We start from the raw sequence: 23,790 nt of genomic DNA, 5'->3' as shown, positions 1-23,790 counted from the left end.
CCTGAATTATTAAGACACAACCGGGTAGCCTAGTTTCTCAATGGTTGTTTTCAAGTCTTCTGAAGTCACCTTATCCTGATCAAATGTTGCCTTAACTTTACTGGAGTTGAACATGACTTTTGCTTCTTCAACTCCCTCCATTTTTCCTGCTTTACCTTCAATCTTTTTGATGCATGATGGACATGTTAATGGTTCTAATTGAAATTTAATTGTTTTCATTTTAATTACTCCCTCCTTGTTTATATCTTCATTATAAGCTGTTATACCATCGATTACCTTGATGCAAATCAATTTTTGAACAAAAGCGTAAGCGCCTGTTCAGCGCCGTATGGACTGTGCTCAGCGCTGCGGGTGGGTCGACGTTACCGCGCAAAGCGGCGGTGTTAGTCGATCTTCCTTTTCCCGTGTGAGATAAAGGATACACGAAGAGCGTAAGCTGCACCACAGGACGTGGGGTAGTTCGACGTTGCCACAGGATGTGGTGGTTTTAGTCGAACATCCTTTATTTCTTAATCGTAAACACGGGGAGGGAAGTCCACTAGGCGCTAGGAGCTGTGTAACCTAAATATATAACTGCCAACTTTTATACTCTTTAGTACTTAAAAAACTCATAAATAGGATAATTATGGACAACGTAACTGTAGTGAATTTGAATGGAGGAAGATAACGAATGAATGATAAACATAAGAATCAAACAAATATTGAAAACGAAGATACATTAACGAACAGACAAGGACATCCTGTTACAAACAATCAGGACATAAGAACAGTAGGAAATCGCGGTCCTTCTACATTGGAGAACTACGATTACATTGAAAAGATAAGCCACTTCGATAGAGAAGAAGTTCCAGAGCGTATTGTTCACGCACGGGGAGCAGGTGCGCATGGTTATTTTGAGACATATGGAACAGCTGGAGATGACCCCGTATCGAAATATACGAGGGCTAAATTATTTCAGGAAAAAGGAAAGCAAACACCTGTCTTTGTACGCTTTTCGTCAGTTGTTCACGGGGGACATTCCCCGGAAACATTACGTGATCCACGAGGGTTCGCTGTTAAATTTTATACGGAAGATGGTAACTGGGATCTTGTTGGTAATAACTTAAAAATTTTTTTTATTCGTGATGCAATCAAGTTTCCAGATATGATTCATGCATTTAAACCAGACCCAGTAACAAACATTCAAGATAGCGAACGGTTCTTCGATTTTTGCTCGAACTCCCCTGAATCATTCCATATGGTTACGTTTGTTTATTCACCATGGGGAATTCCAGCTAATTATCGGTTAATGCAAGGGTCTGGCGTCAATACGTATAAATGGGTGAACAACGACGGAGAAGCTGTTCTTGTTAAGTATCATTGGGAACCGACACAGGGCATCAAAAACCTGACAGTTAAAGAAGCAAACGAGATCCAGGCCACAAACTTCAACCATGCAACCCAGGATTTATATGATGCAATTGAAAATGGTGATTACCCTGAATGGGAGCTTTACGTACAAATTATGAGCGATGATGAGCACCCTGAATTAGACTTTGATCCGCTTGATGATACAAAACTCTGGCCCGAAGACCAATTCCCATGGTTACCTGTTGGAAAAATGGTATTAAATAAAAACCCGGAGAATTATTTTACTGAGGTAGAACAGGCTGCATTTGGCACAGGAGTTCTTGTAGATGGTCTTGATTTCTCAGATGATAAAATGCTGCAAGGCCGGACATTCTCTTATTCAGATACGCAACGATATCGTGTCGGAGCTAACTATTTACAATTACCAATTAATGCTGCTAAAAAAAGAGTGGCTACAAACCATGAAGGCGGACAAATGCGCTATGAACCAGAAAATTCATCAGGGAAAAATCCGCACGTTAATTACGAACCATCAACGCTTGGCGGATTAAAAGAAGCAAAGCAGATTGGAAAGGAATATACACCAAAAGTTGAAGGAAACCTCGTTCGAGAACCAATTGACCGCCAAAGTAATACAAAACAAGCTGGTGAAACATATCGTATGTTCAAAGATTGGGAAAGAGATGAGTTAATAGCTAACCTTGTCGGTGATATTTCAGAATGTGACCAGCGAATCCAGGATAAAATGGTAGCACTTGCAGAAGATGCAGATGAAGAATACGGTCGCCGTCTTCGAGAAGGATTAGCCGAGACAAGCAAAATGACGACAGGGGGGACAAGTAAAAACCCGCTTGGAAATAAAGATAGTGAGAAAGCACCTGAAGAAGCTGTCAAAAAATCACATGATGCTGACCCGTATTAATTGAGTGCTGTGAGGTGCGCTGACCGTATTAGCTAGGGAAGGCTCGGATTCAGTCTTCCCAGCGATTATTAAGTCTCCATCGCACTTATTTTTTTGTTGATATATAATTGTTATTTTGAATGATACAGGAATGAGGGGTTTAAGCGAGCAGAATATGAATCCACAAACCAATGAAGTGAATCGTGGTTCCGCTAAATTGGTAAGAAAGCTGTTCTAGAAGGTTGAAACGGTTCCTGGTTCCGTTATTTATCCAATAACAATGAAAAAAGTGGCTAATTAGGGTGAATAGCGGAATGAGGATTACATAACACGATCAAAATAGGCGTTTTTAAGGAAATAACGGAATGAGGCTCCGCCAAATCCGTGAACACCAGCCTGTCTAGCGAATAAGCACCAGAATGCTAGCGGGTATCCTTAGCTGAAGTAAGGTCAATATGCAAAGCTCAGAATAAATTCTGAGCTTTTTTTCTTGCTGCTTATAGTGCTAATATGCTGTCGAAAGATATGCTGATTGGTTTGTTATTTACATTGATATTAGTGTTTAACTGACCTCCTTAACTGGATGAGCAGGTATTTTTATTCTTTATTAGAAGTAATCATTGATGGATAAACCTTTCTTTTTTCGAAGTAATGAGCGTTGGAGGTTTTTCTAGATGAAGTTAACAGCATTGCTTACTTGGCTGCGATATTAGAAAGCTTTGCTTATCATATAGATAAGCCTTAGATGCACTTATGCAGTAAGGAAGGATTTATATTTTCTTAACTGCCGAACAAAAGAATTGAGCGATCGTCTTCTTTTTGGTTTTACTTGATAAGTACTTGGTGAATTATCAAATCTGCAATTTGCATTTGCGACTTTTTCTGTCTGTGCTTTATAATTATTAATCTCATACTCGAGAACATTTACGTTGAAATCCATTATTTATGCCTCCCTGTTTGTGTTATTTTCTGTATTAATCATACCTTTAGAACTAGCTTTCAGTCATCGGTACATGGGATGATAATTAGACACAAATAACCCCTGCTATCAAAGTAGCGAATTTACGCCTCTAGGATGAAACTCGAATTAGATAAAGCACTATCTTCCCTGTCAATCATTTAAGAATGTTAAAATAGACTTAATAAAAGAAAAGAGGTGCTTTTTTGAAAAAAATCACATTAGGCAACAGTGACTTAGAAGTATCCACAATAGGATTAGGTTGTATGCGCATGAATGATCTTACCCCAATGAAAGCAAAACACGTAATCAATAATGCTTTAGATTTAGGAATTAACTTCTTTGACCATGCAGATATCTATGGTGATGGAAAATCTGAGGAAGTCTTTGCTGAGGCACTTAAATTATCGCCTGCTAATCGCGAGGAAATGGTATTACAAACAAAATGCGGAATTCGCAGCGGTTATTTTGATTTCTCCAAAGAACATATACTAAAATCTGCTGATGATAGTCTGCAACGACTAGGCACCGATTTTATCGATATTTTACTGCTACATCGACCTGACGCATTGGTTGAACCAGAAGAAGTTGCCGAGGCATTCACACGATTAAAAGAAAGTGGTAAAGTACGCCGATTTGGTGTGAGCAACCAGAATACAATGCAAATTGAACTGCTTAAGAAATACCTAAAGCAAGACTTAATTGTAAACCAGCTTCAATTCAGTATCATGCATACTGGCATGATTGATGCAGGGCTGAATGTAAATATGAAAAATAACTCAGCAACAGTAAGAGACAGCAGTATTCTGGAATACAGTCGCCTGAACAATATGACGATTCAGGCTTGGTCACCCTTCCAATATGGAATGATTGAAGGCGCATTTATTGGAAATGATGAATTCCCGGAAATAAATGCAAAACTTCAAGAGTTAGCATATGAAAAAGGGGTGACTGACTCCGCTATTGCTATAGCATGGATTCTAAGGCATCCTGCAAATATCCAGCCAATTGTCGGTACTATGAACCCAGAACGTTTAACAGGAATAGCCGAGGCATCTGATATCGACCTAACAAGAGAGGAATGGTATGAAATTTATCGTGCAGCAGGAAATGAACTTCCATAACTTCCTTATGAAATCAAAAAGCTTGGCATTCGTGAAAGGGATTCTTATGAAAGCGTACTTTGCTTTTTAAAAACCGTTTATACTTTGGAGTGCAAACCATAATTGGGAATGCCTTAGTTGCACTTATGCAGTAAGAAATTTTTTCTACTTTTGTATAAATACACCCCTCTAGCTCTATTACAAATTCATTTTCATAAAAGTTGGTTGCTGCGCATTGCGGAGCCACGGAGGTTTTCTGAAATAAATTTTTTCTAAACCTTTTATTTTTTAGCGGACATAGGAGACGCTATTTCGATAAAAAAGTCACCTTTTCGAAGTTATCCGGACACAGAAGCCCTTATTTCACATATATCATGGTTAATAGAGGGGATTTGTAACAAATAAGGTCCTTGGTGTCCGCAAAAATCTCAAATTTTCATGATAGATGGTGGCTGCGCACTCGGCAGCCATATTGCTTTCTTAACTGCTAAAAAAGGATCTCCGTGCTGGAGATCCTTTTTCATGTTATGATTATGTGCTTTATTTAGTGGGTATATATGATTAAGCAATATGAAAGGAGCTACTTTTTGCTACTTACATCAACCATTATATTTAGTATTGCAGCGGCGGTATCTGTACTTGCAGCTATTCGCTTGGCAACTTATGCCGATATAATTAGTAGAGAAACAAAGGCTGGTGGGCTTGTTGTAGGTACAGTATTGCTTGCTGTCGCAACATCACTCCCTGAATTAACCGCCACAATTTCAGCAGCAGTCATCGATAATGCCGACATCGCAGTAGGAAACGGTCTAGGAAGCATTACATTTAACATATTTGCCTTATTCCTTTTTGATATATATTTTCGTAAGAAGCGTTTATTTCTAAAGGTGTCAAATAACCACTTTTACACAGGACTTTTAGGATTGACTTTATGCACGATTATTATCCTGTCACTTTATTTTAACTTAAACCAGGAATTTATCAGTATTGGACTGCCAAGCATCGCAATTGCAGTTGTTTATTTAGGTGGACTTTGGCTTATATCGTTAAAACACCAACAAGAGATCCATGAAGAGGAAACAGCTCCTCAGGAGACAGAAAAAACTGCTGTTTCTATAAAGAAGACCATTATTCGATTCATATTATTTTCATTAATTGTTTTTGCAGCAGGGAGTTCCTTATCAATATCAGGCGATTTTATTGCACAGTCAAGTGGTGTTAGCGCAAGTGCGATAGGTAGTATACTAATAGCGGCTACAACTTCATTACCAGACGCAGTTAGTGTTTTAGTCGCGCTTCGGGTTGCAAATGTTAACCTGGCAATCGGCACTATACTTGGGGGAAACATTTTCAATGTTTTTGTCATTCCAATTGCCGATATTTTCTATCGAAGTGACAGCTTGTGGGCCGATGCATCCAGACAGCACATCTCTACTGCGGCCGCAGGATTCATACTGACATTAATTGTAATTAGCATTTTAAAGCGTGATAATACACGGAATACAATGACATATATTGCACCTTCACTAATTGTTGTAGCAGGATACCTAATTTTTTCTGCCTTTTACATCTTAGGATGAATTTCCTTGACGAATAAAAATTTCCTATATGGAAAATTAGTTAATAAAGTCAGGAGGACAGTTATGGGATATATAAATAATGCGAAACTTGCTGTGGAAAAGGCTCAAGGAAGATCAAACAGGATTTAGCAAGGTTCAACAACAGGTGAAGCTGGCAGAAAAAATCTTGAACGAAGCTAATAATCCAGCGATTAATAACTAAGTTAATACATTATAAAACATGGCTTATCGACCTTAGTTGCACTTATACAGTACTTTCTTAACTGCTAAAAAAGGATCTCCGCGCTGGAGATCCTTTTTATCAAGCTATTCTTGTTCCGCTAACTGGTTCTCAATTTCAGTCATAATCCTTCCCGCTTCTTCCCAGTTCCCTTCAGACATTGCCTTTTGATAGGCATTAAATAAGTCACCAAACTGTCGCAGTTTTTCTTCTGCTTCATTTATCTCCTGTGAAGGGTCATCTGTATTTTCATCCACTTCCTCTGTTCCTTCGTCCTCTTCTTCTGCTTGGTCTTCATTTTGACGTTCCGGGTTAATTTTATTCAACATCTCGTCGAGCGCTTCATCAAAAGTTCGCTCCATTACAATATTGTCACCATATGCCATTACAATTCGCTTCACTTCAGGAAGAGATGTTGCATTGGAAGATTCAATGTAAATTGGTTCGACATAAAGAATAGTATCTTCAATTGGAAGAGCCAGCAAATTCCCTCGTATTACCTGTGACCCACCTTGTGACCATAAGTTCAATTGCTGCGAAATATCACTATCCTGATTGATTCGGTTTTCAATTTGTTGAGGACCATATACGTTTTTTTGTTTTGGAAAACGATATACAAACATCTCACCGTAATGTTCTCCGTCATTACGAACGCCTATCCAGGAAATCATGTTTTGCCTGTTTTTCGGCGTGTACGGTAACATCAGAATAAATTCTTCCTCATTTTGATCAGGCAATTTCATAGTAATATAGTAAGGTTCCATTTCAGTGTCTTCATTAAAATATTTCTCCGTTGGAAACTGCCAGAAATCCTCACGATTATAAAATACTTCTAAATTTGTCATATGGTATGTGCCATACATAGAAGCCTGAATAGAAAACAAGTTTTCAGGATATCGAAAATGAGCTTTAATATCTTCAGGAGCTTCACTAGTAAATAGCTCAGGAAACATGTTTACATACGTTTGTAATAAAGGGTTATCTGGTTCTGTTACATAAAAATTCACTTCACCTGTATATGCATCAACAACTGCTTTGACAGAATTTCTTATATAATTAACATTTCCCTGATATGACTCAGAGTAAGGGTAACGCTCTGCCGTTAAATATGCATCAATAATCCATACAAGACTTCCATCATCGCGGACAACAATGTAAGGATCTTCGTCATAATTAAAAAATGGCGCGATTCGATTGACACGTTCCATAATATTTCGTGTATCCAGCAATTGACTGTCCTTTGTTACTTGGTCGGATACAAACATGCGAAATGAGCCTTCGTTTAATGCAAATAAAAATCGGTTGATTCCACCTAAAGGAATTCCCGAATCTGCATCAAAGCGAGTATCGACATTCTCACTTCCTGAAGGGTAATCAAATTCATCAACTCCGCTATTAACAATGACATTCTGATAAGGCTCTTCTCCAAAATAGATTTGCGGACGGCTTACATCCAACTCACCTTTTGGCGGAAGATTATTTACAATAAACTCCGGCTGACCTTGTTGTGTCACTTTATTAACGTGACTCATCGCAATTCCATAACCATGTGTATACCTTAAGTTTTGGTTGACCCAAGTTTTTGCTTGTGATGGAAGATCATCTGTATTTAATTCCCTTGCTCCTAAGAATACTTGCTGGTACTCTCCGTCTATCATATAACGGTCAATATCGACATCATTGTACTCATAGTAAGTACGAAATGTTTGCTTTTGGTTATAAACGTCTAGCAGTGGCCTTGAGTCATTCATTCGTATGTTGTCTACCGTTTTCTTATTTCGTTCTACCATCGCCTCACTTAATGATTCATTTCCCGGGTGTTGCTTTTCATTCATTTCATCCAAGTCATAGGCAGCTCTTGTGAAGGACAGATTATGCTCCAAGTAAGGACTTTCTTTTGAAAACTCACTCGGGGACACAATAAAGTTCTGAACAACAATAGATGTCAGCTGCCCTACAATTACTAATCCAATATATGCAACGATTGGAACTACGATTGAACTTAGCCTTCCCCGAACAAGAGCTACAATCATCCATACTGTTGCAATAACTGCAGCGGCAGCCAACACGTATGACTTAGGAATGTTGATAATATCGTCCGTGTAGCTTAAACCGTACACAACGCTTTCCTGAAATAAATTCACTTGATTTGTCAAAAGCGTCCCATACGGAGCCAAAAGGTGAATACCTGCTAACAGCAGTCCTATAAAACCAAGGGTCAATCCAAGTTGCAATTGAGCAGAGCGGTTTAACCGATACATGTTGTAAACTGAATAAGCCCCAACTTCTGCCACTAAGAAAAAAACACCTAATCCCAACAAGAGATAAACAATGAATCTTAGAAATGGTAAAACAAACATATAGAATGAAATATCTAGATTAAAATAGGGATCCGTTTGTCCGAAAGAAACATGCTCTAAATATTTAAGTGTACGTTCCCAGCCAAACCCTTGTGTAATACTACTGCCAAACAGACCTATCAGAATGGATATTCCAACGATGATCAATAAGCTCTTTTTGCGATCAACTATTACCTGTGACAATTGACTGCTATCAAATTGATTAATGTACGATCGCCTTATCCAAAACAACGTGAAGAAGGTGCCCGCCGCAAATAATAGAAACCCTACTATGCCAAGCAATACTTTGCTTCCCAGTATGGTAGTAAACACATTTTCAAATCCAAGCGAGCCCATCCAGATATAATCTATAATCCATTGATTAGCTATTAAACCTACAATGATAATCAAAATAATACCAACTAATATGTAGCCAATCCAATTCAAACGCTTTTTCCATTTTTCTTTTTGTTCTTCACTAATACTTCCTTTAGTATCCAAAGTTGTGTCCCCCTGATATTCACATTATTTCCTTGTTTATGATGATACACCACATAGCAAGATTAAATTATACTGTTCTACATTACTCCTATAATACTTATATTCCCAGATACGGATTCTAGAAATGATTTCAAAAGATAGCGAGTTTAATAATCTCGAGGATGAATGATGATAATAGAGTGGATAAATTGGTTATTGTATCATTGTTAGCTCGATGCATACTGCCACAGTTTTTTATCAATACTGCAGCAGTTAACATCGATTCTATTCTGCATTCTTAAGCTCTCTGCTTATAGAGTCAGCTGTTATTTTTGAATGGGCGGTATGCCATAATACTTCTTTGTTTTTTATCAAAAAAATCTGCGGTGATTCATGTTTTACATTTGTTTCGGCCGCAATCTGATTGGAGATATCTTTGCTTTCAATCACCTTTACGATATATCCATCAAGATTTTCATCGGATGCTTCCAAAAACGATTGATATTGCTTAAAGGCGCCAGCACTGATTGGGCATGTCGTGCTATGCTTAAACAAGAGAACGGGATTTTGCTGAGAAATCTCCCATACTTGTTCCAATTCTTCGTTGGATTGCAGTTCTTTTAATTCAATCATCGTGATTCCTCCATATTGTTATAAATTACAACTAGTGTCATTGTACTTGATGAATGGGGTATTAACTAGTAATTGAATTCAGCTATCCTTCTATCATCTTAACATGAAATGTCCTTGTCCTTGGACCGTCAAATTCGCAAAAATAGACACTTTGCCAGGTCCCTAAAATTAGCCTACCCTCTGAAATAATTAATGTTTCATTCGCCCCAACAACAGAAGACTTCATATGTCCATCTGAATTCCCTTCCATATGCACATACGCAGATTTATTTGGAAATGTTTCATCAAGCCCCAGTTTTAAATCAGTCTTCACATCTGGGTCCGCATTTTCATTAATCGTAATCGCTGCAGTCGTATGTGGGCAGTAGACAATCATTATTCCATCTTGAATACCACTTTCAGTTAGCGCTTCGTCCAAATAACGATCCAACTCGGTAAACGACTGTTTAGCTTTCGTGACAATAGTAAAAGTAAGTGTTTTACTCAAATCAATCCCTCCTTTTTTACGCCTTTATAACTAAAAATAGCTTAAAAGATGATTAGTTTCAAATATGGCCAGCTGATTCATTCGACCCCCAACAATCAGACTATTTTAAAAAATGTAACATTCCTTTAATCTAATAAGTAACAATATATTGAAAGGGGTTACAATTTTGGGTAATAAAAAAATAGTAAAGTTCTCTTTTATATTTTTAACAGCGTTAATTCTGTTTAATCCGCTAGGTGAAAATAATTCTTCTCATGCGGCAACAACTGATAACAGTATAGTCAACATGAGACTTATGGAAACAACGGACATCCATGTTAATCTTGTTAACTACAACTATTATCAGGACAAGCCAACTAATGAATTTGGTCTGGCTATGACAGCAACACTTATTAAACAGGCTCGTAGTGAAGCGAAGAACCATATGTTGTTTGACAACGGCGACCTAATTCAGGGCAACCCACTTGGAGACTACGTTGCTAGAAACGGTCTTGAAGAGGGAGAAGTCCATCCTGTCTACAAAGCAATGAACCTCTTAGATTATGACACCGCAAATATTGGGAACCATGAATTTAACTATGGTATCGACTACTTAAAGGAATCCATTGACGATGCTAACTTCCCCTATATAAATGCAAACGTCTACTATGATGATGGTGACAGCGACCCAACTAACGACGAAAACTTTTTCCAGCCATACAAAGTTATAGACAAGCAAGTGGAAGATGAAAATGGCAATACCCAAACCGTTGACGTTGGGGTAATTGGCTTTGTTCCACCACAAATCATGCAATGGGATAGCACTAACCTGGAAGGAAAAGTAATTACCAAGGGAATTTATGAAACAGCTCAAAAGTTTATACCGGAGATGAAGGAACAAGGCGCCGATATCATTGTAGCAATCCCTCACTCTGGACTTGGCTCAGTTGAACTGCAAAAAGGAGAAGAAAATGCTACTTACAATCTAACGGAAGTAGAGGGCATTGATGCGATTCTGTTCGGCCATGCTCATGAAGCTTTTCCAAGCGAGTCATTTGCAGGAATTCCCGGTGTGAACCTGGAAAAGGGGACAATTAACGGTGTTCCATCTGTAGAAGCAGGCTTTTGGGGGAACCACATGGGATTCATTGATCTGAAACTCGAAAAAAATGGAGAAGACTGGGATGTGATTGATTCCAGTGCGGAAGTCCGGTCCATTTACGACGAAGAAACAGGTGAAGCGCTTGTCGAGCCAGATCAGGAAATCATTGATGCTGTTTCAGAAGAACATCAGGCAACGTTAGATTATGTACGTTCTGAAGTAGGTGAAACAACTGCACCGATTCACAGCTATTTCGCGCTTGTTAAGGACGATCCATCCGTACAAATCGTATCCAATGCACAGAAATGGTATACGGAAAACGCAGTAGAAGGAACGGAATATGAAGGGTTACCAGTCCTGTCAGCAGCTGCACCATTTAAAGCAGGTGGCAGAAGTGGAGCTAACTATTACACGTATATACCAGAAGGTCCAATTGCTATTAAAAACGTGGCTGACCTTTACGTTTATCCGAACACCTTGAAAGTAGTCAAACTAAACGGGGAGCAAATTCGTCAATGGCTCGAAATGTCTGCCGGGCAATTTAATCAGGTTGATCCAGCTGCCTCAGAACAGCAGTCATTAGTTGATCTTGATTTTTCAACGTATAATTTTGATATAATTGATGGCGTCACTTATGAAGTCGATGTGACTGAACCATCCCGTTATAACAATGACGGTGAGCTGATTAACCCGGATGCACAACGGATTGTAAATCTGCAATTTAATGGTGAACTAGTAAATGACGGGCAGGAGTTTCTTGTTGCAACGAATAACTATCGTGCTGGTGGAGGCGGTAACTTCCCTAACTTAGATGGAAGTCAAATTGTCCTATCTCCACAGGTACAAAACCGTCAGGCGGTTATCCAGTATATTCAGGAAAACGGAACAATTGATCCTTCAGCTGACGGGAATTGGTCATTTGCACCAATTGATGGCAATCCGAAGCTGACATTCCAGTCATCACCGGATGCACAGCAATTCACTAAGCCAGACGGGAATATTAGCTACTCCGGTGAAGGAACAAATGGTTTTGCCAAATATACCATTGACTTATCTAAGCCCGTAACGCTTTCATCTATCCAGCAGAACGTTGCGGACTTGAAACAAGCAGGTGAAATCGACCATCCATTGGCCGTTCAGCTAACGAATAAACTGAAACAAGCGGAACACCAATTGGATAAAGATCATCAAAAACAGGCGATTAAAAAAGCAGAAGGATTCTTAAAGCATTTGAATAACAAAGCAATGAATAAATTTATTACAATAGATGCAAAGGAAGACTTGAATAACGCTGCTGATGAGCTTATTAACAACTGGCAGTGAGAGGCACAAAAGCGCAAGCGCCTGTTCAGCGCCGTATGGACTGTGCCCGCGTATCGCGGGTAGGTCGACGTTGCCGCGCAAAGCGGCGGTCTTAGTCGATCTTCCTTTTCCCTGAGATAAAGGATACACGAAGAGCGTAAGCTGCCCCACAGGACGTGGGGTAGTTCGACGTTGCCACAGGATGTGGTGGTTTTAGTCGAACATCCTTTATTTCTTAATCGTAGACACGGGGAGGGAAGTCCACTAGGCGCTAGGCGCTGGCCGGTGAGAACGCCACGTCCTGTGGCGTCACCGGCACTAGTACGTCGGAGCTGGACGTGGCTGATTCGGGATTCCAGTTATACACAGCACTTAAATTTTATAGTTTCCTAAAGAGTAAAGAAGCCCTGTTATGGATTGATTCCATGACAGGGCTTTTTAATGCTTTTAATTATTCTTTCGTAAATTCTTTTGTACTTCTTACCGTATCAATTGGGCGAACCATTTTTTCGATTTCTTCACGTTTTGGTTCCAGCATTGGAGGTAACGATAGTTTTTCTCCAAGCGTTTCATAAGGCTCATCACCCATGAAACCTGGACCCTCTGTGGCAAATTCAAATAAAATCTGTGGCGCCACGTTGATATACAGTGACCCGAAGAAGAATCGATCAACAAAGCCTGATGTCTGGAATCCTATGCTTCTCATTCGTTTATCCCATTCATCTAACACTGAACGATCTTCAACACGGAATGCAGCATGATGAACCGTCCCAAAACCTTGTCTTGCCTGCGGTAGAACTGTATTATACTCTACGACAACCTGTGCACCATTTCCTCCTTCGCCTACTTCAAATAAATGAAAAGAACCTTCATGATCTATTTCTTTAAATAGAAGGGCTTTTTCCATCAATTCTTTGAAGTAATCAAAATTAGCAATACGAACAAAGATTGGCCCTAACCCAGTTATAGCATAATCTAATGGGATTGGACCTTTTTGCCAAGGAGTACCTGCAGCAACTCCATTATCATTATCATTTTCATCTGAAATCAGTTGGTAATTTTGATCATCAAAATCAACAAAAGGAAGTATCTTTTTACCAAATTGCTCTTTAATTCCGGAGTGTTTTACTTCCAGCCGGTCAAAACGTTTCACCCAATAATCCAGTGCCGCATCACTTGGTACACGAAATGATGTCTTAGAAATCTCATTTGTTCCATGTGACCCTTTTGGAATGCCAGGGAAATCAAAGAAAGTCATATCCGTACCTGCACTTCCCTTATCATCCGCAAAAAATAAATGATATGTTTTGATATCGTCCTGGTTAACGGTCTTTTTCACCAAACGCATTCCCAACACATATGTGAAAAATTCATAGTTCTTTTCTGCACTGCTTGTTATGGCAGTGACATGATGCATACCTTTCAAACCATTCATTTAAAATTCCTCCTATATTTGTGGCTGTAATTCCATCTTCAATCAGTTATATTTATTTTTAATTCAAGATAAATATAATACTGATAAACCTTAGTGTCAATAAATAAGGTTTATATTGATTTAATAATGGATGATTGTTGCTATTACTAAGCAATGAATCTTATAAACTGCGATCCAATCTAATGGTAAGGAACAAACCTTTCATTTCAGAGAAGGAATCGATCTTACAATACAACCAAGACAGAGTACAGACCCTCCTACCTTGGTTTCGCTTCCACTGTTAATGAAAAAATACCTTCAACAGAATTCGAATAAAACCGCAATCCTGAAGAAATTAAAGATGGCTCTTTACGATATACTCAAAATGAAGTCAAACAAAAAGGAGAATGGATAGCATGGAACAGGAAGGAAAAATTATTTCCGCCGATTTGACCGTTCATGAGGCTGAACAGGTACGCAACTTTTATGAGAACGTGATAGGTTGGGAGCACAGCGAGGTCAATATGGGAAGTTACAACGATTACATTATGACCACTAAGGATGGGACACCTGTTGCCGGCGTTTGTCACCAAGTAGGTAGCAATGAAGGGTTGCCGCCCGTATGGATGGTCTACTTCCAAGTAAGCGACCTGAACGATAGTTTGGAAACATGCCGAAAGCTCGGTGGAAAAGTTTTGCGGGAACCAGGAGGATCCGGATGCGGCAGTTTTGCGGTAATTGAATATCCGGCTGGAGCAATCTGCGCTCTCAGTCAAATGTAATACAAAACATAGCAAAGGAATTGTATTAAAGCCTAATCTCTCGCCGTAGAAAGTGTGAAATTAGGCTTAACAGAACAACTTTATACCAGGATAAATATCTAGTTTTGTTTAGAAATCACATTTCATTAAATGGATTTTTCACAAAGAAATGCAAGTCTTATTCCAGATTATGTCGCAGTTTATATCAATTGCAAAAAACTAGAAATACTCTGTATAAAAATAGTTGCGAAACAGAATTTATTACTGAGGTGAAAAAATGAAAAAACAACGCAAAAAGGATTTTCCCATTCCGACGGAGGCAAATTCAGACGGTGATGTAAGTATTCAAGATGGAATAGATGCTAAGCATCCTTTTGCCGAAGAAGACAATTTTGCAGGAGATTCTGTTGATGAACATAAGGAACTTGAAGTAGCCAATGAATACTTTGCGGAAAAAGAAATATCACAGCAATATAACAACTCATAGCTTTCTATTTCAAGTTCAATCACTTAGAAAAAGCCGCGTTCTTCAACTGAAGATGCGGCATAATTTCCAGATCCATTTACTTTTTTTGAATACTAACGGCCGTTCCATACACCAAAAGTTCTGCAGCACCATTGGCAATCTGGGATGTTACAAAGCGAACATTTACAACCGCATCAGCACCTGAATTCTCCGCTTCCTTGACCATGCGCTCTGTAGCCCTTTGTCTGGATTCTGTTAACATTTCTGTATACTCTTTCACTTCACCGCCAACTATATTTCTGAAACCCGCAACAAAATCCTTCCCAATATGTTTCGCACGTACAACATTCCCCTTAACCATTCCCTTCACATCTGTAATTTCATACCCGGGAATAGTTTCAGTATTTACTAACATCACGTTGATCTTCCTCCTTCTTGTCTTTAATTCTGTCTCTTATAACTCCGATGATCACTACCAGAACACCTGTCATTCCAATCACAATAGAGCTAATCAAAAAGATAGTATTATACCAAATGTTAATCGCAAAAAAATCAACGGTATAAGATAACAAAAATGTTAAAATGGAAATCCCAACAAGAACAACACCACAGCGAAATAAGATAACTCCAAGACGAACTATAACCTTCACCCGCCAATCACGACGTTCTTACTAAAGTAATACGGTTATAATTACAAAAGGTTCCAAAAAATCAGACGTTTGGTTTTCAAACGACCTTACCTATGAACAAAAGCGCAAGCGCCTGTTCAGCGCCGTATGGACTGTGCTCAGTGCTGCGGGTGGGTCGACGTTGCCACAGGATGTGGTGGTTTTAGTCGAACATCCTTTATTTCTTATCGTAGACACGGGGAGGGAAGTCCACTAGGTGCTAGGCACTGGCCGGTGACGCCACGTCCTGTACGTCGGAGCTGGACGTGGTTGATTCGGGAGTTCAGTTATCCACAGCACATAAATTTTATAGTTTCCTAGACAAAGAAAAAGCCGGAGGAAACCCCCCGGCTTTTAAAAAACTATTTATTTTGTTTCCATTTCTAATTCAGCAGATTCTTCCACAGATGTTTCTACCGTCTCTTCTGTGTTTTCCTCTTCAGTTGTTTCTTCATCTGTTTCATCGTCACTCGCTTCTACTGCAAGTACTGCTGAGTTTTCTGAAGCATGCGCTTTTGCTACATCGCTAGCGTTTGCTGAAGCTTGTGCGTTGATTTTGTTTTCTTGTGATTTATTTACTTCCTCTTCTGTTGCTTCTTCATCTGTTACTGATTCTTCTGTTTCTTCTGTTCCTTCTTCAGTTTCTTCTGTGTTCTCTTCTTCTGTTGTTTCCTCTTCTGTTGTTTCTTCATCTGTTACTGATTCTTCTGTTTCCTCTGTTCCTTCTTCAGTTTCTTTTGTGTTCTCTTCTTCTGTTGTTTCCTCTTCTGTTGTTTCTTCATCTGTTACTGATTCTTCTGTTTCCTCTGTTCCTTCTTCAGCTTCTTCCGTGCTCTCTTCTTCTGTTGCTTCTTCATCAGCCTCTACAGCTAGTACTGCTGAGTTTTCTGAAGCATGCGCTTTTGCTACATCGCTTGCATTTTCTGCAGCTTGTGAATTTACTTTATTTTCTTGAGATTTATTTACTTCCTCTTCTTCTGTTCCTTCTTCAGTTTCTTCTGTGCTTTCCTCTTCCGTTGCTTCTTCCTCTGTTACTGATTCTTCAGTTTCTTCTGTTGTTCCCTCTTCTGTTGCCTCACCATCTGCTTCAGCAGTCACTTCGACATTAGCCTCTTCTTCTGTAGATTCAGCTACAATAGATGACTGTGATGATGCATTAGCTTTTGCTGTTTCACTAGCATTCGCGCTTCCCTGAGATTTATTTTTCTTCTCAGCTTTTACTTCTTGTTTCTTTTCAACAGGTACTTCTTTTTCTGCATTAGAAGAAGCTGCATCTGTTGATTGAACACCTGCAAATACTCCAATTGTCATAACTCCTGCAAATACTAGAGATTTCATCCGTACGTTTTTCATAATTTAATCGCTCCTTAATTAATTTTTTTATATATTCTTTACTTTTAAAAATTAAGAAGCAATCTTTGGCGGTTCTGCTGGCGGTGCATTCACCCACTGATCCCGAAGAACTTCGGATCTCTTGCCGATTACTTGCGACTTAGAAAAGAACATCAAAGAATTTGGCAAATCTCCTTTTACCACTGAAGAAAAACTGGTTTGTCCACCATAATCACCACCACTTGTTGATGCTGGTGACGGTAATGAACCAGGTTTAATCATAAGTTCCTGACTAACTGGATCTTCGTTAGGTTTTGGAATTGACTTTGACTTCCTTCTTTGTTCTTGTTCAACAAGAATATTATCATTCTCAGATGTACTTTGTTTATTATTATTTTGAACTGTTTTATCTCCTGAATCGGCTACTGAAATACGGGACATTTCTTTACTCTGCATTGGATTTTCTACATTTTTAGAGTTGTCTTTCGCCTGGGTAGTTTGCTCTTCATCAATGTTCGAGCTTTTCTCTACCGTACTTTTTGACATCCCTTTTTTTCCATGCAGTTTATCTTCAACCTGTTTCTTTACTTTTTCCTTCTTTGGCGCCACCTCTCGCTCAAGCTTCTCTGTTTGTTCAGTAGCTTGGTCATTTGCCTGAGGTGGCAGGGTTTTTGAATCCTTATCCTTCGATTCAGATTCCGCGTGTTCGGAAGCTTTATTTGACGCATTCTCTTTATCTGTCGTCCCTTTAGAAACTTGCTTATTATGATTCGACGACTCTTCAGGTATTTCAGGAGATTCCTGCCCCTTATTAGTAGTCTCTTTGGCATCTTGAGAAGTTTGTTTACCTTTTTTTGAAACCTCTTCCGCTACAGGATTTGATGTTTCTTTATCATTAGCCTGTGACGTTGCCTTTTCAGGAGAATTTCCATTATTCGCTAAAGTATCGGCCGGAAGTAAAAATACCGCCAGTACCATTAGGCAACAATATACTAATGGTCTTATGCGCATACACTCACCTCCTTCCCTCTTTCTACATAATTCTTATTTTTCTATCATTTTCTGTCCGTCTTATTAAAATCCAACAACTTTCGATATCTTGCTTTTCCATTCAAAATAAGCTGTTTTGTAACTAATATGAGTTATAATAATGGTGGAGGTGGATAGTGATGGTTACAGCTAAAAACTCAGTATTAACAACTGAGCAGTGGAAAGCTATTCGTGAAAATGACGAGAATTTTGATGATCAATTTTTCTATGCTGTCAGAACGACGAAAATCTTTTGCAGACCTTCGTGTAAATCTCGTGTTCCGAATTTTAATAATGTAACGATTTTCTATAATGTGGATGAAGCATTGGCGGCGGGATTTAGACCGTGTAAAAGGTGTAAATCAGCGGGGTTCCGGCTACCGGATGAAGAATGGGTCCTTCAAGCAGAAGCATACATGAGAGAACATTCTTCCGAACAGTTAACATTGGACAGCGTTGCAGAAGGTTGCCATGGCAGTCCTTATCATTTACATCGTGTGTTTAAGCAGGTGAATGGTATTACACCATTAGAATATATACACCGAATCCGGATGGAGAAAGCAATATTTTATCTTAGGAGAACGGATAAATCGATTCGGGAAATTTGTACGTTAATAGGAGTTCCAAATGCTTCATACTTTGCAACAATGTTTAAAAAAGGAACAGGACAGACACCACGAAAATTCCGAAAAAGTGATGAAAATGAGGTGTTACGTCATGAAATATAATGAAGAAAATGTGGTATATTATGGCCATATTAAATCTGATGGTTGTTCCATTTATCTTGCTGTTACCTATACTGGCCTTTGTTTTATCGGTTCAGATAATGGAAGAGTTAGTGAAATGAAGAGCTGGTTTAATAGTAAACGGCCAAGAGCCCATCTAGTAGAAGACTGGAATGAAGTATCCGTATATGCTGAACAGTTAGTAGACTATTTAAACGGTGAACGGAAAAATATTGATTTACCCATAGATTTAAATGGCACAGAGTTTCAGGAAGCAGTATGGGCTGAATTACAAAACATACCATATGGTAAAACAAAATCATACACGGATATATCAGAAGCCATCGGCAAGCCTGATTCAGTACGTGCAGTAGGAACAGCAGTTGGAGCGAATCCCTTATTGATTGTTGTACCTTGTCACCGGGTGATTAGTAAAAGCGGGAAACTAACTGGCTATCGTGGTGGCATTCCAATGAAAGAAAAATTACTTAGGCTGGAACGCAGCTAATGACACGAAAATATCAATTAATCTATGATAAATTGTTAGACTATTATGGCCCGCAAAACTGGTGGCCTGCTGATACACCCTTTGAAATGATGATTGGCTCGATTCTAGTACAGAATACAAGCTGGCGTAATGTGGAAAAAGCACTGGAAGAGGTAAGACCTTTTTTGAGTCCGAAGCATATAGAAAAGTTAACAACCGAGGAGCTGGCTCAGTTGATCCGTTCGAGTGGCTTTTTTAATATCAAGGCAAAACGAATTAAAGCTTTTCTGGAATGGTATAAATCCTATAACTACGATATTGATGTGATCAAAAAATTAGACAAGCTTCAGCTAAGAAACGAACTGCTCAGTATTAATGGTATTGGTCTTGAAACAGCTGATGTCATGCTGCTGTATGCTTTTGATAAACCAGTATTTGTTGTCGATGCATATGCGAGAAGAATCTTTTACCGGCTCGGATTCGATATGCCAAAATCCTATGATACATTTCGAAAACAGGTGGAAAAAGTGGTTCCGGAAGATCTGGGATTATTTAATGAATTTCATGCTGTGCTGGTTGAGCATGCAAAGGTTCATTGTAAGTCTGTACCGATATGTGAGGGCTGTCCATTGTTTGACGTTTGTGACCGAAGACTGGATAGCAATGATTAGAATGGAGGAAATCAGATGAAGTCATACCATACAAACCAGCGTTCTGTTCGCCGTTTTCTGCTTGATACGCAGCACCTCCTTTCACATAAGGAGAATCCCGCAGCATCAGAAACATTGCAGATAATCCGGCAGCTTGAATGTGTTCAGCTTGATGCAGTTGCGTCCGTTGCACGTAACCAGCATCTTGTCTTAGCCGCTCGAGTTCCCGGTTATCAGCCCGAAATATTAAATGATTTATTAGCAGAAGGTCAATTATTCGAGTACTGGGCTAATGCCGCATGTACGATTCCAATGGAAGACTATCCAAAATTTGAGGCGACCCGACTTCGCTTCCAAAATCAGTCGAAAGTAGAACTGGATAAACTTGGATCTGTTGTGGATGACGTGCTCGATAAGCTGCAGCTAGAGGGCCCGCTTCCTTCACGAGCTTTCAAGGCTGAGAACCTTGTTCACGGTGCATGGGACAACAAATCCCCCAAGACCAAGGAGACCTCCCATGCCTTGAATCAGCTCTTTGATGCAGGAATAATCCGTGTTGTCAGAAGAGTAGGAAGTGAACGGTTTTTCGATTTAACTGAACGTACGATCCCGAAGAACCTGTTAAAAGAAGCTGAAAAAATGGATAGCATTGAATCGAATGAAGCCCTTTTGGAAAAATATATACGGGCCTACCGCGTCTTTGATGCAGGTGATCCCCGTCTGGGCTGGCAAAAAATGAGTGCAGCACAACGTCGAGAAGCGATTACAAAGCGAGTGGAAAATGGAGCAATTATTCCATTAGAAATGGATGATGTTCACCGCCAATATTATATTCTAGCTGAAGATTTGGACGCATTAAAAAAACACGAACAATTCACACCTAAGGGAGAATCTTCCACAGAGGATGTGCCAATCCGATTTCTTCCGCCACTGGATAACTTGCTCTGGCGCAGGGAGCGATTGGCAGATCTTTTTGACTTCTCCTATAAATGGGAAGTATATACACCAAAAGCCAAACGAAAGTATGGATATTATGCCATGCCAATCCTTGCCGGAGACTGTTTAATTGGTCGAATCGATCCAGGCCTGGACAGAGAAAATCAACACTTGAATATTCGTTTGCTACAATTAGAGCATAGTGTGAACATGACGCCAAACCTGCGTAGAAATTTAAAGGAAGCTATAGAGAGCTTTGCCGCCTTTCATCAGGCTCAAACTATCACTATCGAACAAGCAATGCAGGATGTACGGATTTTTTAATATCAATGTTTTTTTACATAACTAGAAAAAACGTACGAACTGGCAAGAGTACTCTATTAGAAGTAAAATAAATATAAGCGACAAACATCAGGCACCCTCTCTCTTACTGGGTGCCTGGATTTTTCCAAAGGGGTGTGAATAAAATGAAAATCGTAATTGCTCCGGATTCTTTCAAGGAAAGTATGTCAGCACTAACTGCTACCAATGCGATTGAAAATGGTTTTAAAAAAATTATTCCTGAAGCAACATATGTGAAAATCCCCATGGCTGACGGGGGTGAGGGAACCGTTCAATCGCTCGTGGATACAACAAACGGAAAAATCATCAGTGAAACAGTAACAGGACCAGCAGGCTACCCTGTTGAAGCATTTTACGGGCTTACGGGTGATGGAGAAACAGCCGTGATTGAGATGGCTGCTGCTTCTGGTCTTCACCTCGTACAATATGAAAACAGAAATCCTTTAACCGCAACGACAAAAGGTACAGGCGAACTAATTCTCGCTGCACTTAACCTTGGTGTAAAACATTTGATTATCGGACTAGGGGGTAGTGCAACGAATGATGGTGGAGCAGGAATGGCTCAAGCGTTAGGTGTCAGTATACTTGACTCAAACGGACTACCGGTAGATTTTGGTGGCGGTGAATTAAATAATATTCATTCAATCGATACCACAAACCTGGACCCAAGATTACAGCAGGTACAAGTTGATGTTGCTTGTGACGTGGATAATCCTCTGACTGGCGAGCATGGAGCGTCTGCTGTATTCGGCCAGCAAAAAGGTGCGACTGAAGAGATGATTGCGACGTTAGATCAAAATCTCACCCATTATGCACAAATTCTACAACGTGATTTAGATAAAGACGTTGAGGCAATACCAGGGTCAGGTGCAGCTGGCGGGCTTGGCGCGGGTTTACTAGCCTTTTTAGAAGCCGACTTAAAACGAGGAATTGATATTGTCATCGATGCAGTCGATTTAGAAAAACACATGGAACATGCCACACTAGTCATCACCGGTGAAGGTAAAATAGATAACCAGTCAATTTACGGAAAGACACCAATTGGCGTTGCTAAAATTGCTAAAAAACAACACATACCTGTCATCGGTTTGGCAGGCTCACTTGGCGAAGATTATCAAGTTGTTCATGACCACGGGATTGATGCACTCTACTCAATTGTACCAAGTGCGGTTCCATTAGAGACAGCACTTGCCAATGCAGAGCAGTATACAGAACAACTAGCCGAGAATATTGCCAGGACGATTAAGGTACTTGGATTATAATATTTGGCATGGTGTCTTGACTAGTGAAGATAGGACGGTATACTTAATTGACTTCCAAAAATTTGTCGACCGTAATAGGGCCTTTTTGTTGAAGAAAAAGCCGTTCCGTTTATGATAGAACCTAAATGAAATGATAATTATATAATGCTTTAAAAAGGGTGGATATGCGATGATTGCAAAAACTGAAGAGGATTTTAATGGATTAAGAGAAATTGGTGAAATTTGTGGAGCAATTCGAGATAAATTAGTCGAATGTACGAAACCTGGTATTACTACAAAAGAACTCGATGAAATTGCGGGGGAGATTTTTGAAAAAGCAGGAGCTGCATCTGCACCAAAAGTAGAATACGATTTCCCTGGGTATACATGCATTAGCATAAATGAAGAGGTAGCGCACGGTATTCCAAGGGACCGGACAATTCAAGAAGGAAACCTTGTAAATATTGATGTTTCAGGTTCTAAAAACGGGTATTTCGCAGATACTGGAATTTCTTTCGTTGTTGGGAAAGGAGAGATAATTTTACAGAAAATATGTGACGTTGCTAAAGAAGCATTCCACGCTGGACTTGAGAAGGCAAAACCAGGTTCGAAAAAAAGTGCTCTCGGAAAAGCTGTACACAATGTAGCGAAACAGCATGGCTTAACTGTTATAAAAAATCTTACTGGACACGGTGTTGGGCACTCGATTCATGAAGCACCAGAACATATTTTCAATTACTTCTCTCGCAGGGATGACGAAGTTTTAAATGATGGTATGGTAATTGCCTTTGAGCCTTTTATCTCTACATTTGAGGAGGAAGTTTTCCAATCCCAAGATGGATGGACCTTCCTGACCGATGAAAGCCATGTGGCTCAATACGAACATACAATTATTCTTACAAAGGAAGGACCGATTATTACTACATTGTAGGAGTACTAATAACACAGTAGAGCGCTTTCTGTAATAAGGAAAAGCGCCTTATTGGCGTATGATTGCTGTCACCTAGGATTTGCAAGGTTTAGTTTTGGGTTGCTTCTCCCCAGGATAAATGAATCACTTGAAATGTCCGAATTTCGTATCAGGGATGATTTCTTCGCTATATTTAGCCTATTGCTTTACGATTATCCTATCCACTGTTATTACTTCAAAAGAAGGGCCAAGAAGGATGATTATCTCTGCTGGACTATCAGCCTTTTGTTGGATTGCTACTGATGTGTATCGTTCCAAATGAGTGGGTGCTGGCGTTAGGAGTTTTACTAACAGGTGGACACAGGCTTGATATCTCCCCCTTATGGTGCGGCCAT

Annotated in this window: 23 protein-coding genes; 13 read left to right on the top strand and 10 right to left on the bottom strand. The window is 39.5% G+C overall.

The genetic code is table 11. The annotated features are described in order from the left end of the window. Positions 1-9: 9 nt before the first annotated feature. The gene (locus tag BMY13_RS14270; RefSeq protein ID WP_092505371.1) at positions 10-219 is read right to left on the bottom strand and encodes a heavy-metal-associated domain-containing protein; all 210 of its coding nucleotides are present in this window, start codon (positions 217-219) and stop codon (positions 10-12) included. A 451-nt stretch (positions 220-670) separates the two neighbouring features. Here BMY13_RS14270 and BMY13_RS14265 point away from each other — a divergent pair, with 451 nt between their 5' ends. Then, the gene (locus BMY13_RS14265) at positions 671-2,272 is read left to right on the top strand and encodes a catalase (RefSeq protein ID WP_092494019.1); all 1,602 of its coding nucleotides are present in this window, start codon (positions 671-673) and stop codon (positions 2,270-2,272) included. Positions 2,273-3,002: 730 nt separating this feature from the next. Here the strand turns inward: BMY13_RS14265 and BMY13_RS14260 are convergent. Next, entirely contained in the window at positions 3,003-3,191 is a 189-nt protein-coding gene (locus BMY13_RS14260) for a hypothetical protein (protein WP_092505369.1), read from the bottom strand. A gap of 224 nt (positions 3,192-3,415) precedes the next feature. Here BMY13_RS14260 and BMY13_RS14255 point away from each other — a divergent pair, with 224 nt between their 5' ends. The 3 genes from BMY13_RS14255 (at position 3,416) to BMY13_RS19960 (ending at position 6,094) form a co-directional block, all read left to right on the top strand. After that, positions 3,416-4,333 carry an aldo/keto reductase gene (locus BMY13_RS14255; RefSeq protein ID WP_092505367.1) on the top strand — a complete coding sequence of 306 codons (918 nt, stop codon included), beginning with the start codon at positions 3,416-3,418 and terminating at the stop codon, positions 4,331-4,333. 566 nt (positions 4,334-4,899) lie between these two features. After that, on the top strand, positions 4,900-5,892 hold the full coding sequence (locus BMY13_RS14250; protein WP_175476819.1) for a sodium:calcium antiporter: 993 nt from the start codon (positions 4,900-4,902) through the stop codon (positions 5,890-5,892). A gap of 79 nt (positions 5,893-5,971) precedes the next feature. Beyond that, complete coding sequence (locus BMY13_RS19960; RefSeq protein WP_281243716.1) at positions 5,972-6,094, top strand: hypothetical protein; 123 nt, start codon at positions 5,972-5,974, stop codon at positions 6,092-6,094. Positions 6,095-6,198: 104 nt separating this feature from the next. On the opposite strand, the gene BMY13_RS14245 is transcribed toward BMY13_RS19960, so the two are convergent. The 3 genes from BMY13_RS14245 to BMY13_RS14235 all read right to left on the bottom strand — a co-directional run bounded on the left by BMY13_RS14245 (position 6,199) and on the right by BMY13_RS14235 (position 10,051). Then, positions 6,199-8,952, bottom strand: coding sequence for a UPF0182 family membrane protein (locus tag BMY13_RS14245; protein WP_092505363.1), 2,754 nt, complete (start codon positions 8,950-8,952; stop codon positions 6,199-6,201). 264 nt (positions 8,953-9,216) lie between these two features. Further along, positions 9,217-9,564 carry a bacillithiol system redox-active protein YtxJ gene (gene ytxJ, locus BMY13_RS14240; RefSeq protein WP_092505361.1) on the bottom strand — a complete coding sequence of 116 codons (348 nt, stop codon included), beginning with the start codon at positions 9,562-9,564 and terminating at the stop codon, positions 9,217-9,219. An 82-nt stretch (positions 9,565-9,646) separates the two neighbouring features. Continuing rightward, positions 9,647-10,051 (bottom strand): secondary thiamine-phosphate synthase enzyme YjbQ, encoded by a 405-nt coding sequence (locus BMY13_RS14235; protein ID WP_092494013.1) that lies wholly within the window; start codon positions 10,049-10,051, stop codon positions 9,647-9,649. Between the two features lie 199 nt (positions 10,052-10,250). Between BMY13_RS14235 and BMY13_RS14230 the strand changes: the two genes are divergently transcribed. Further along, positions 10,251-12,455, top strand: coding sequence for a bifunctional 2',3'-cyclic-nucleotide 2'-phosphodiesterase/3'-nucleotidase (locus tag BMY13_RS14230; protein WP_483887703.1), 2,205 nt, complete (start codon positions 10,251-10,253; stop codon positions 12,453-12,455). A gap of 430 nt (positions 12,456-12,885) precedes the next feature. Here the strand turns inward: BMY13_RS14230 and BMY13_RS14225 are convergent, their stop codons facing one another. Continuing rightward, on the bottom strand, positions 12,886-13,869 hold the full coding sequence (locus BMY13_RS14225) for a ring-cleaving dioxygenase (RefSeq protein ID WP_092505359.1): 984 nt from the start codon (positions 13,867-13,869) through the stop codon (positions 12,886-12,888). Positions 13,870-14,264: 395 nt separating this feature from the next. Here BMY13_RS14225 and BMY13_RS14220 point away from each other — a divergent pair, with 395 nt between their 5' ends. Further along, positions 14,265-14,630: a VOC family protein gene (locus tag BMY13_RS14220; RefSeq protein WP_092505357.1), complete on the top strand. Its 366-nt coding sequence runs from the start codon at positions 14,265-14,267 to the stop codon at positions 14,628-14,630. A gap of 256 nt (positions 14,631-14,886) precedes the next feature. Then, complete coding sequence (locus tag BMY13_RS14215; protein WP_092494011.1) at positions 14,887-15,096, top strand: hypothetical protein; 210 nt, start codon at positions 14,887-14,889, stop codon at positions 15,094-15,096. 76 nt (positions 15,097-15,172) lie between these two features. On the opposite strand, the gene BMY13_RS14210 is transcribed toward BMY13_RS14215, so the two are convergent. From BMY13_RS14210 to BMY13_RS14195, 4 genes are all read right to left on the bottom strand, one after another. Further along, positions 15,173-15,490: a YbjQ family protein gene (locus BMY13_RS14210; protein ID WP_425445163.1), complete on the bottom strand. Its 318-nt coding sequence runs from the start codon at positions 15,488-15,490 to the stop codon at positions 15,173-15,175. Beyond that, positions 15,474-15,725 carry a hypothetical protein gene (locus tag BMY13_RS14205; RefSeq protein WP_092494009.1) on the bottom strand — a complete coding sequence of 84 codons (252 nt, stop codon included), beginning with the start codon at positions 15,723-15,725 and terminating at the stop codon, positions 15,474-15,476. Before BMY13_RS14205 ends, BMY13_RS14210 begins: the two co-directional genes overlap by 17 nt. Positions 15,726-16,109: 384 nt before the next feature. Further along, the gene (locus tag BMY13_RS19245; protein ID WP_139184826.1) at positions 16,110-17,096 is read right to left on the bottom strand and encodes a hypothetical protein; all 987 of its coding nucleotides are present in this window, start codon (positions 17,094-17,096) and stop codon (positions 16,110-16,112) included. A 51-nt stretch (positions 17,097-17,147) separates the two neighbouring features. Then, complete coding sequence (locus BMY13_RS14195; protein WP_092505355.1) at positions 17,148-18,086, bottom strand: hypothetical protein; 939 nt, start codon at positions 18,084-18,086, stop codon at positions 17,148-17,150. Between the two features lie 158 nt (positions 18,087-18,244). On the opposite strand from BMY13_RS14195, the gene BMY13_RS14190 reads away from it, so the two are divergent. The 6 genes from BMY13_RS14190 (at position 18,245) to map (ending at position 23,416) form a co-directional block, all read left to right on the top strand. Beyond that, positions 18,245-18,832, top strand: a complete 588-nt coding sequence (locus BMY13_RS14190; RefSeq protein ID WP_092505353.1) for a bifunctional transcriptional activator/DNA repair enzyme AdaA — start codon at positions 18,245-18,247, stop codon at positions 18,830-18,832. After that, entirely contained in the window at positions 18,822-19,337 is a 516-nt protein-coding gene (locus BMY13_RS14185) for a methylated-DNA--[protein]-cysteine S-methyltransferase (RefSeq protein WP_092505351.1), read from the top strand. The genes BMY13_RS14190 and BMY13_RS14185 overlap by 11 nt, the downstream gene beginning before the upstream one ends. Next, the gene (locus BMY13_RS14180; protein ID WP_092505349.1) at positions 19,337-19,987 is read left to right on the top strand and encodes an endonuclease III domain-containing protein; all 651 of its coding nucleotides are present in this window, start codon (positions 19,337-19,339) and stop codon (positions 19,985-19,987) included. The genes BMY13_RS14185 and BMY13_RS14180 overlap by 1 nt, the downstream gene beginning before the upstream one ends. A 15-nt stretch (positions 19,988-20,002) precedes the next feature. After that, positions 20,003-21,226, top strand: coding sequence for a winged helix-turn-helix domain-containing protein (locus BMY13_RS14175; RefSeq protein WP_092505347.1), 1,224 nt, complete (start codon positions 20,003-20,005; stop codon positions 21,224-21,226). 143 nt (positions 21,227-21,369) lie between these two features. Next, positions 21,370-22,506 carry a glycerate kinase gene (locus BMY13_RS14170; RefSeq protein ID WP_092505345.1) on the top strand — a complete coding sequence of 379 codons (1,137 nt, stop codon included), beginning with the start codon at positions 21,370-21,372 and terminating at the stop codon, positions 22,504-22,506. A gap of 169 nt (positions 22,507-22,675) precedes the next feature. After that, complete coding sequence (map, locus tag BMY13_RS14165) at positions 22,676-23,416, top strand: type I methionyl aminopeptidase (protein ID WP_092505343.1); 741 nt, start codon at positions 22,676-22,678, stop codon at positions 23,414-23,416. Positions 23,417-23,790 lie beyond the last annotated feature (374 nt).

The organism is Virgibacillus subterraneus (assembly GCF_900110695.1).
Lineage (GTDB): Bacteria > Bacillota > Bacilli > Bacillales > Amphibacillaceae > Lentibacillus > Lentibacillus subterraneus.
The sequence above is the reverse complement of the archived record's forward strand: the minus strand, read 5'-3'. Positions and strand labels throughout refer to the sequence as shown.

Coding starts and splice junctions, on each gene's coding strand:
- BMY13_RS14270 (WP_092505371.1), bottom strand. CDS start 219: ATGAAAACAATTAAATTTCAATTAGAACCATTAACATGTCCATCATGC.
- BMY13_RS14265 (WP_092494019.1), top strand. CDS start 671: ATGAATGATAAACATAAGAATCAAACAAATATTGAAAACGAAGATACA.
- BMY13_RS14260 (WP_092505369.1), bottom strand. CDS start 3,191: ATGGATTTCAACGTAAATGTTCTCGAGTATGAGATTAATAATTATAAA.
- BMY13_RS19960 (WP_281243716.1), top strand. CDS start 5,972: ATGCGAAACTTGCTGTGGAAAAGGCTCAAGGAAGATCAAACAGGATTT.
- ytxJ (WP_092505361.1), bottom strand. CDS start 9,564: ATGATTGAATTAAAAGAACTGCAATCCAACGAAGAATTGGAACAAGTA.
- BMY13_RS14225 (WP_092505359.1), bottom strand. CDS start 13,869: ATGAATGGTTTGAAAGGTATGCATCATGTCACTGCCATAACAAGCAGT.
- BMY13_RS14220 (WP_092505357.1), top strand. CDS start 14,265: ATGGAACAGGAAGGAAAAATTATTTCCGCCGATTTGACCGTTCATGAG.
- BMY13_RS14215 (WP_092494011.1), top strand. CDS start 14,887: ATGAAAAAACAACGCAAAAAGGATTTTCCCATTCCGACGGAGGCAAAT.
- BMY13_RS14210 (WP_425445163.1), bottom strand. CDS start 15,490: ATGTTAGTAAATACTGAAACTATTCCCGGGTATGAAATTACAGATGTG.
- BMY13_RS19245 (WP_139184826.1), bottom strand. CDS start 17,096: ATGAAAAACGTACGGATGAAATCTCTAGTATTTGCAGGAGTTATGACA.
- BMY13_RS14195 (WP_092505355.1), bottom strand. CDS start 18,086: ATGCGCATAAGACCATTAGTATATTGTTGCCTAATGGTACTGGCGGTA.
- BMY13_RS14190 (WP_092505353.1), top strand. CDS start 18,245: ATGGTTACAGCTAAAAACTCAGTATTAACAACTGAGCAGTGGAAAGCT.
- BMY13_RS14185 (WP_092505351.1), top strand. CDS start 18,822: ATGAAATATAATGAAGAAAATGTGGTATATTATGGCCATATTAAATCT.
- BMY13_RS14180 (WP_092505349.1), top strand. CDS start 19,337: ATGACACGAAAATATCAATTAATCTATGATAAATTGTTAGACTATTAT.
- BMY13_RS14175 (WP_092505347.1), top strand. CDS start 20,003: ATGAAGTCATACCATACAAACCAGCGTTCTGTTCGCCGTTTTCTGCTT.
- BMY13_RS14170 (WP_092505345.1), top strand. CDS start 21,370: ATGAAAATCGTAATTGCTCCGGATTCTTTCAAGGAAAGTATGTCAGCA.
- map (WP_092505343.1), top strand. CDS start 22,676: ATGATTGCAAAAACTGAAGAGGATTTTAATGGATTAAGAGAAATTGGT.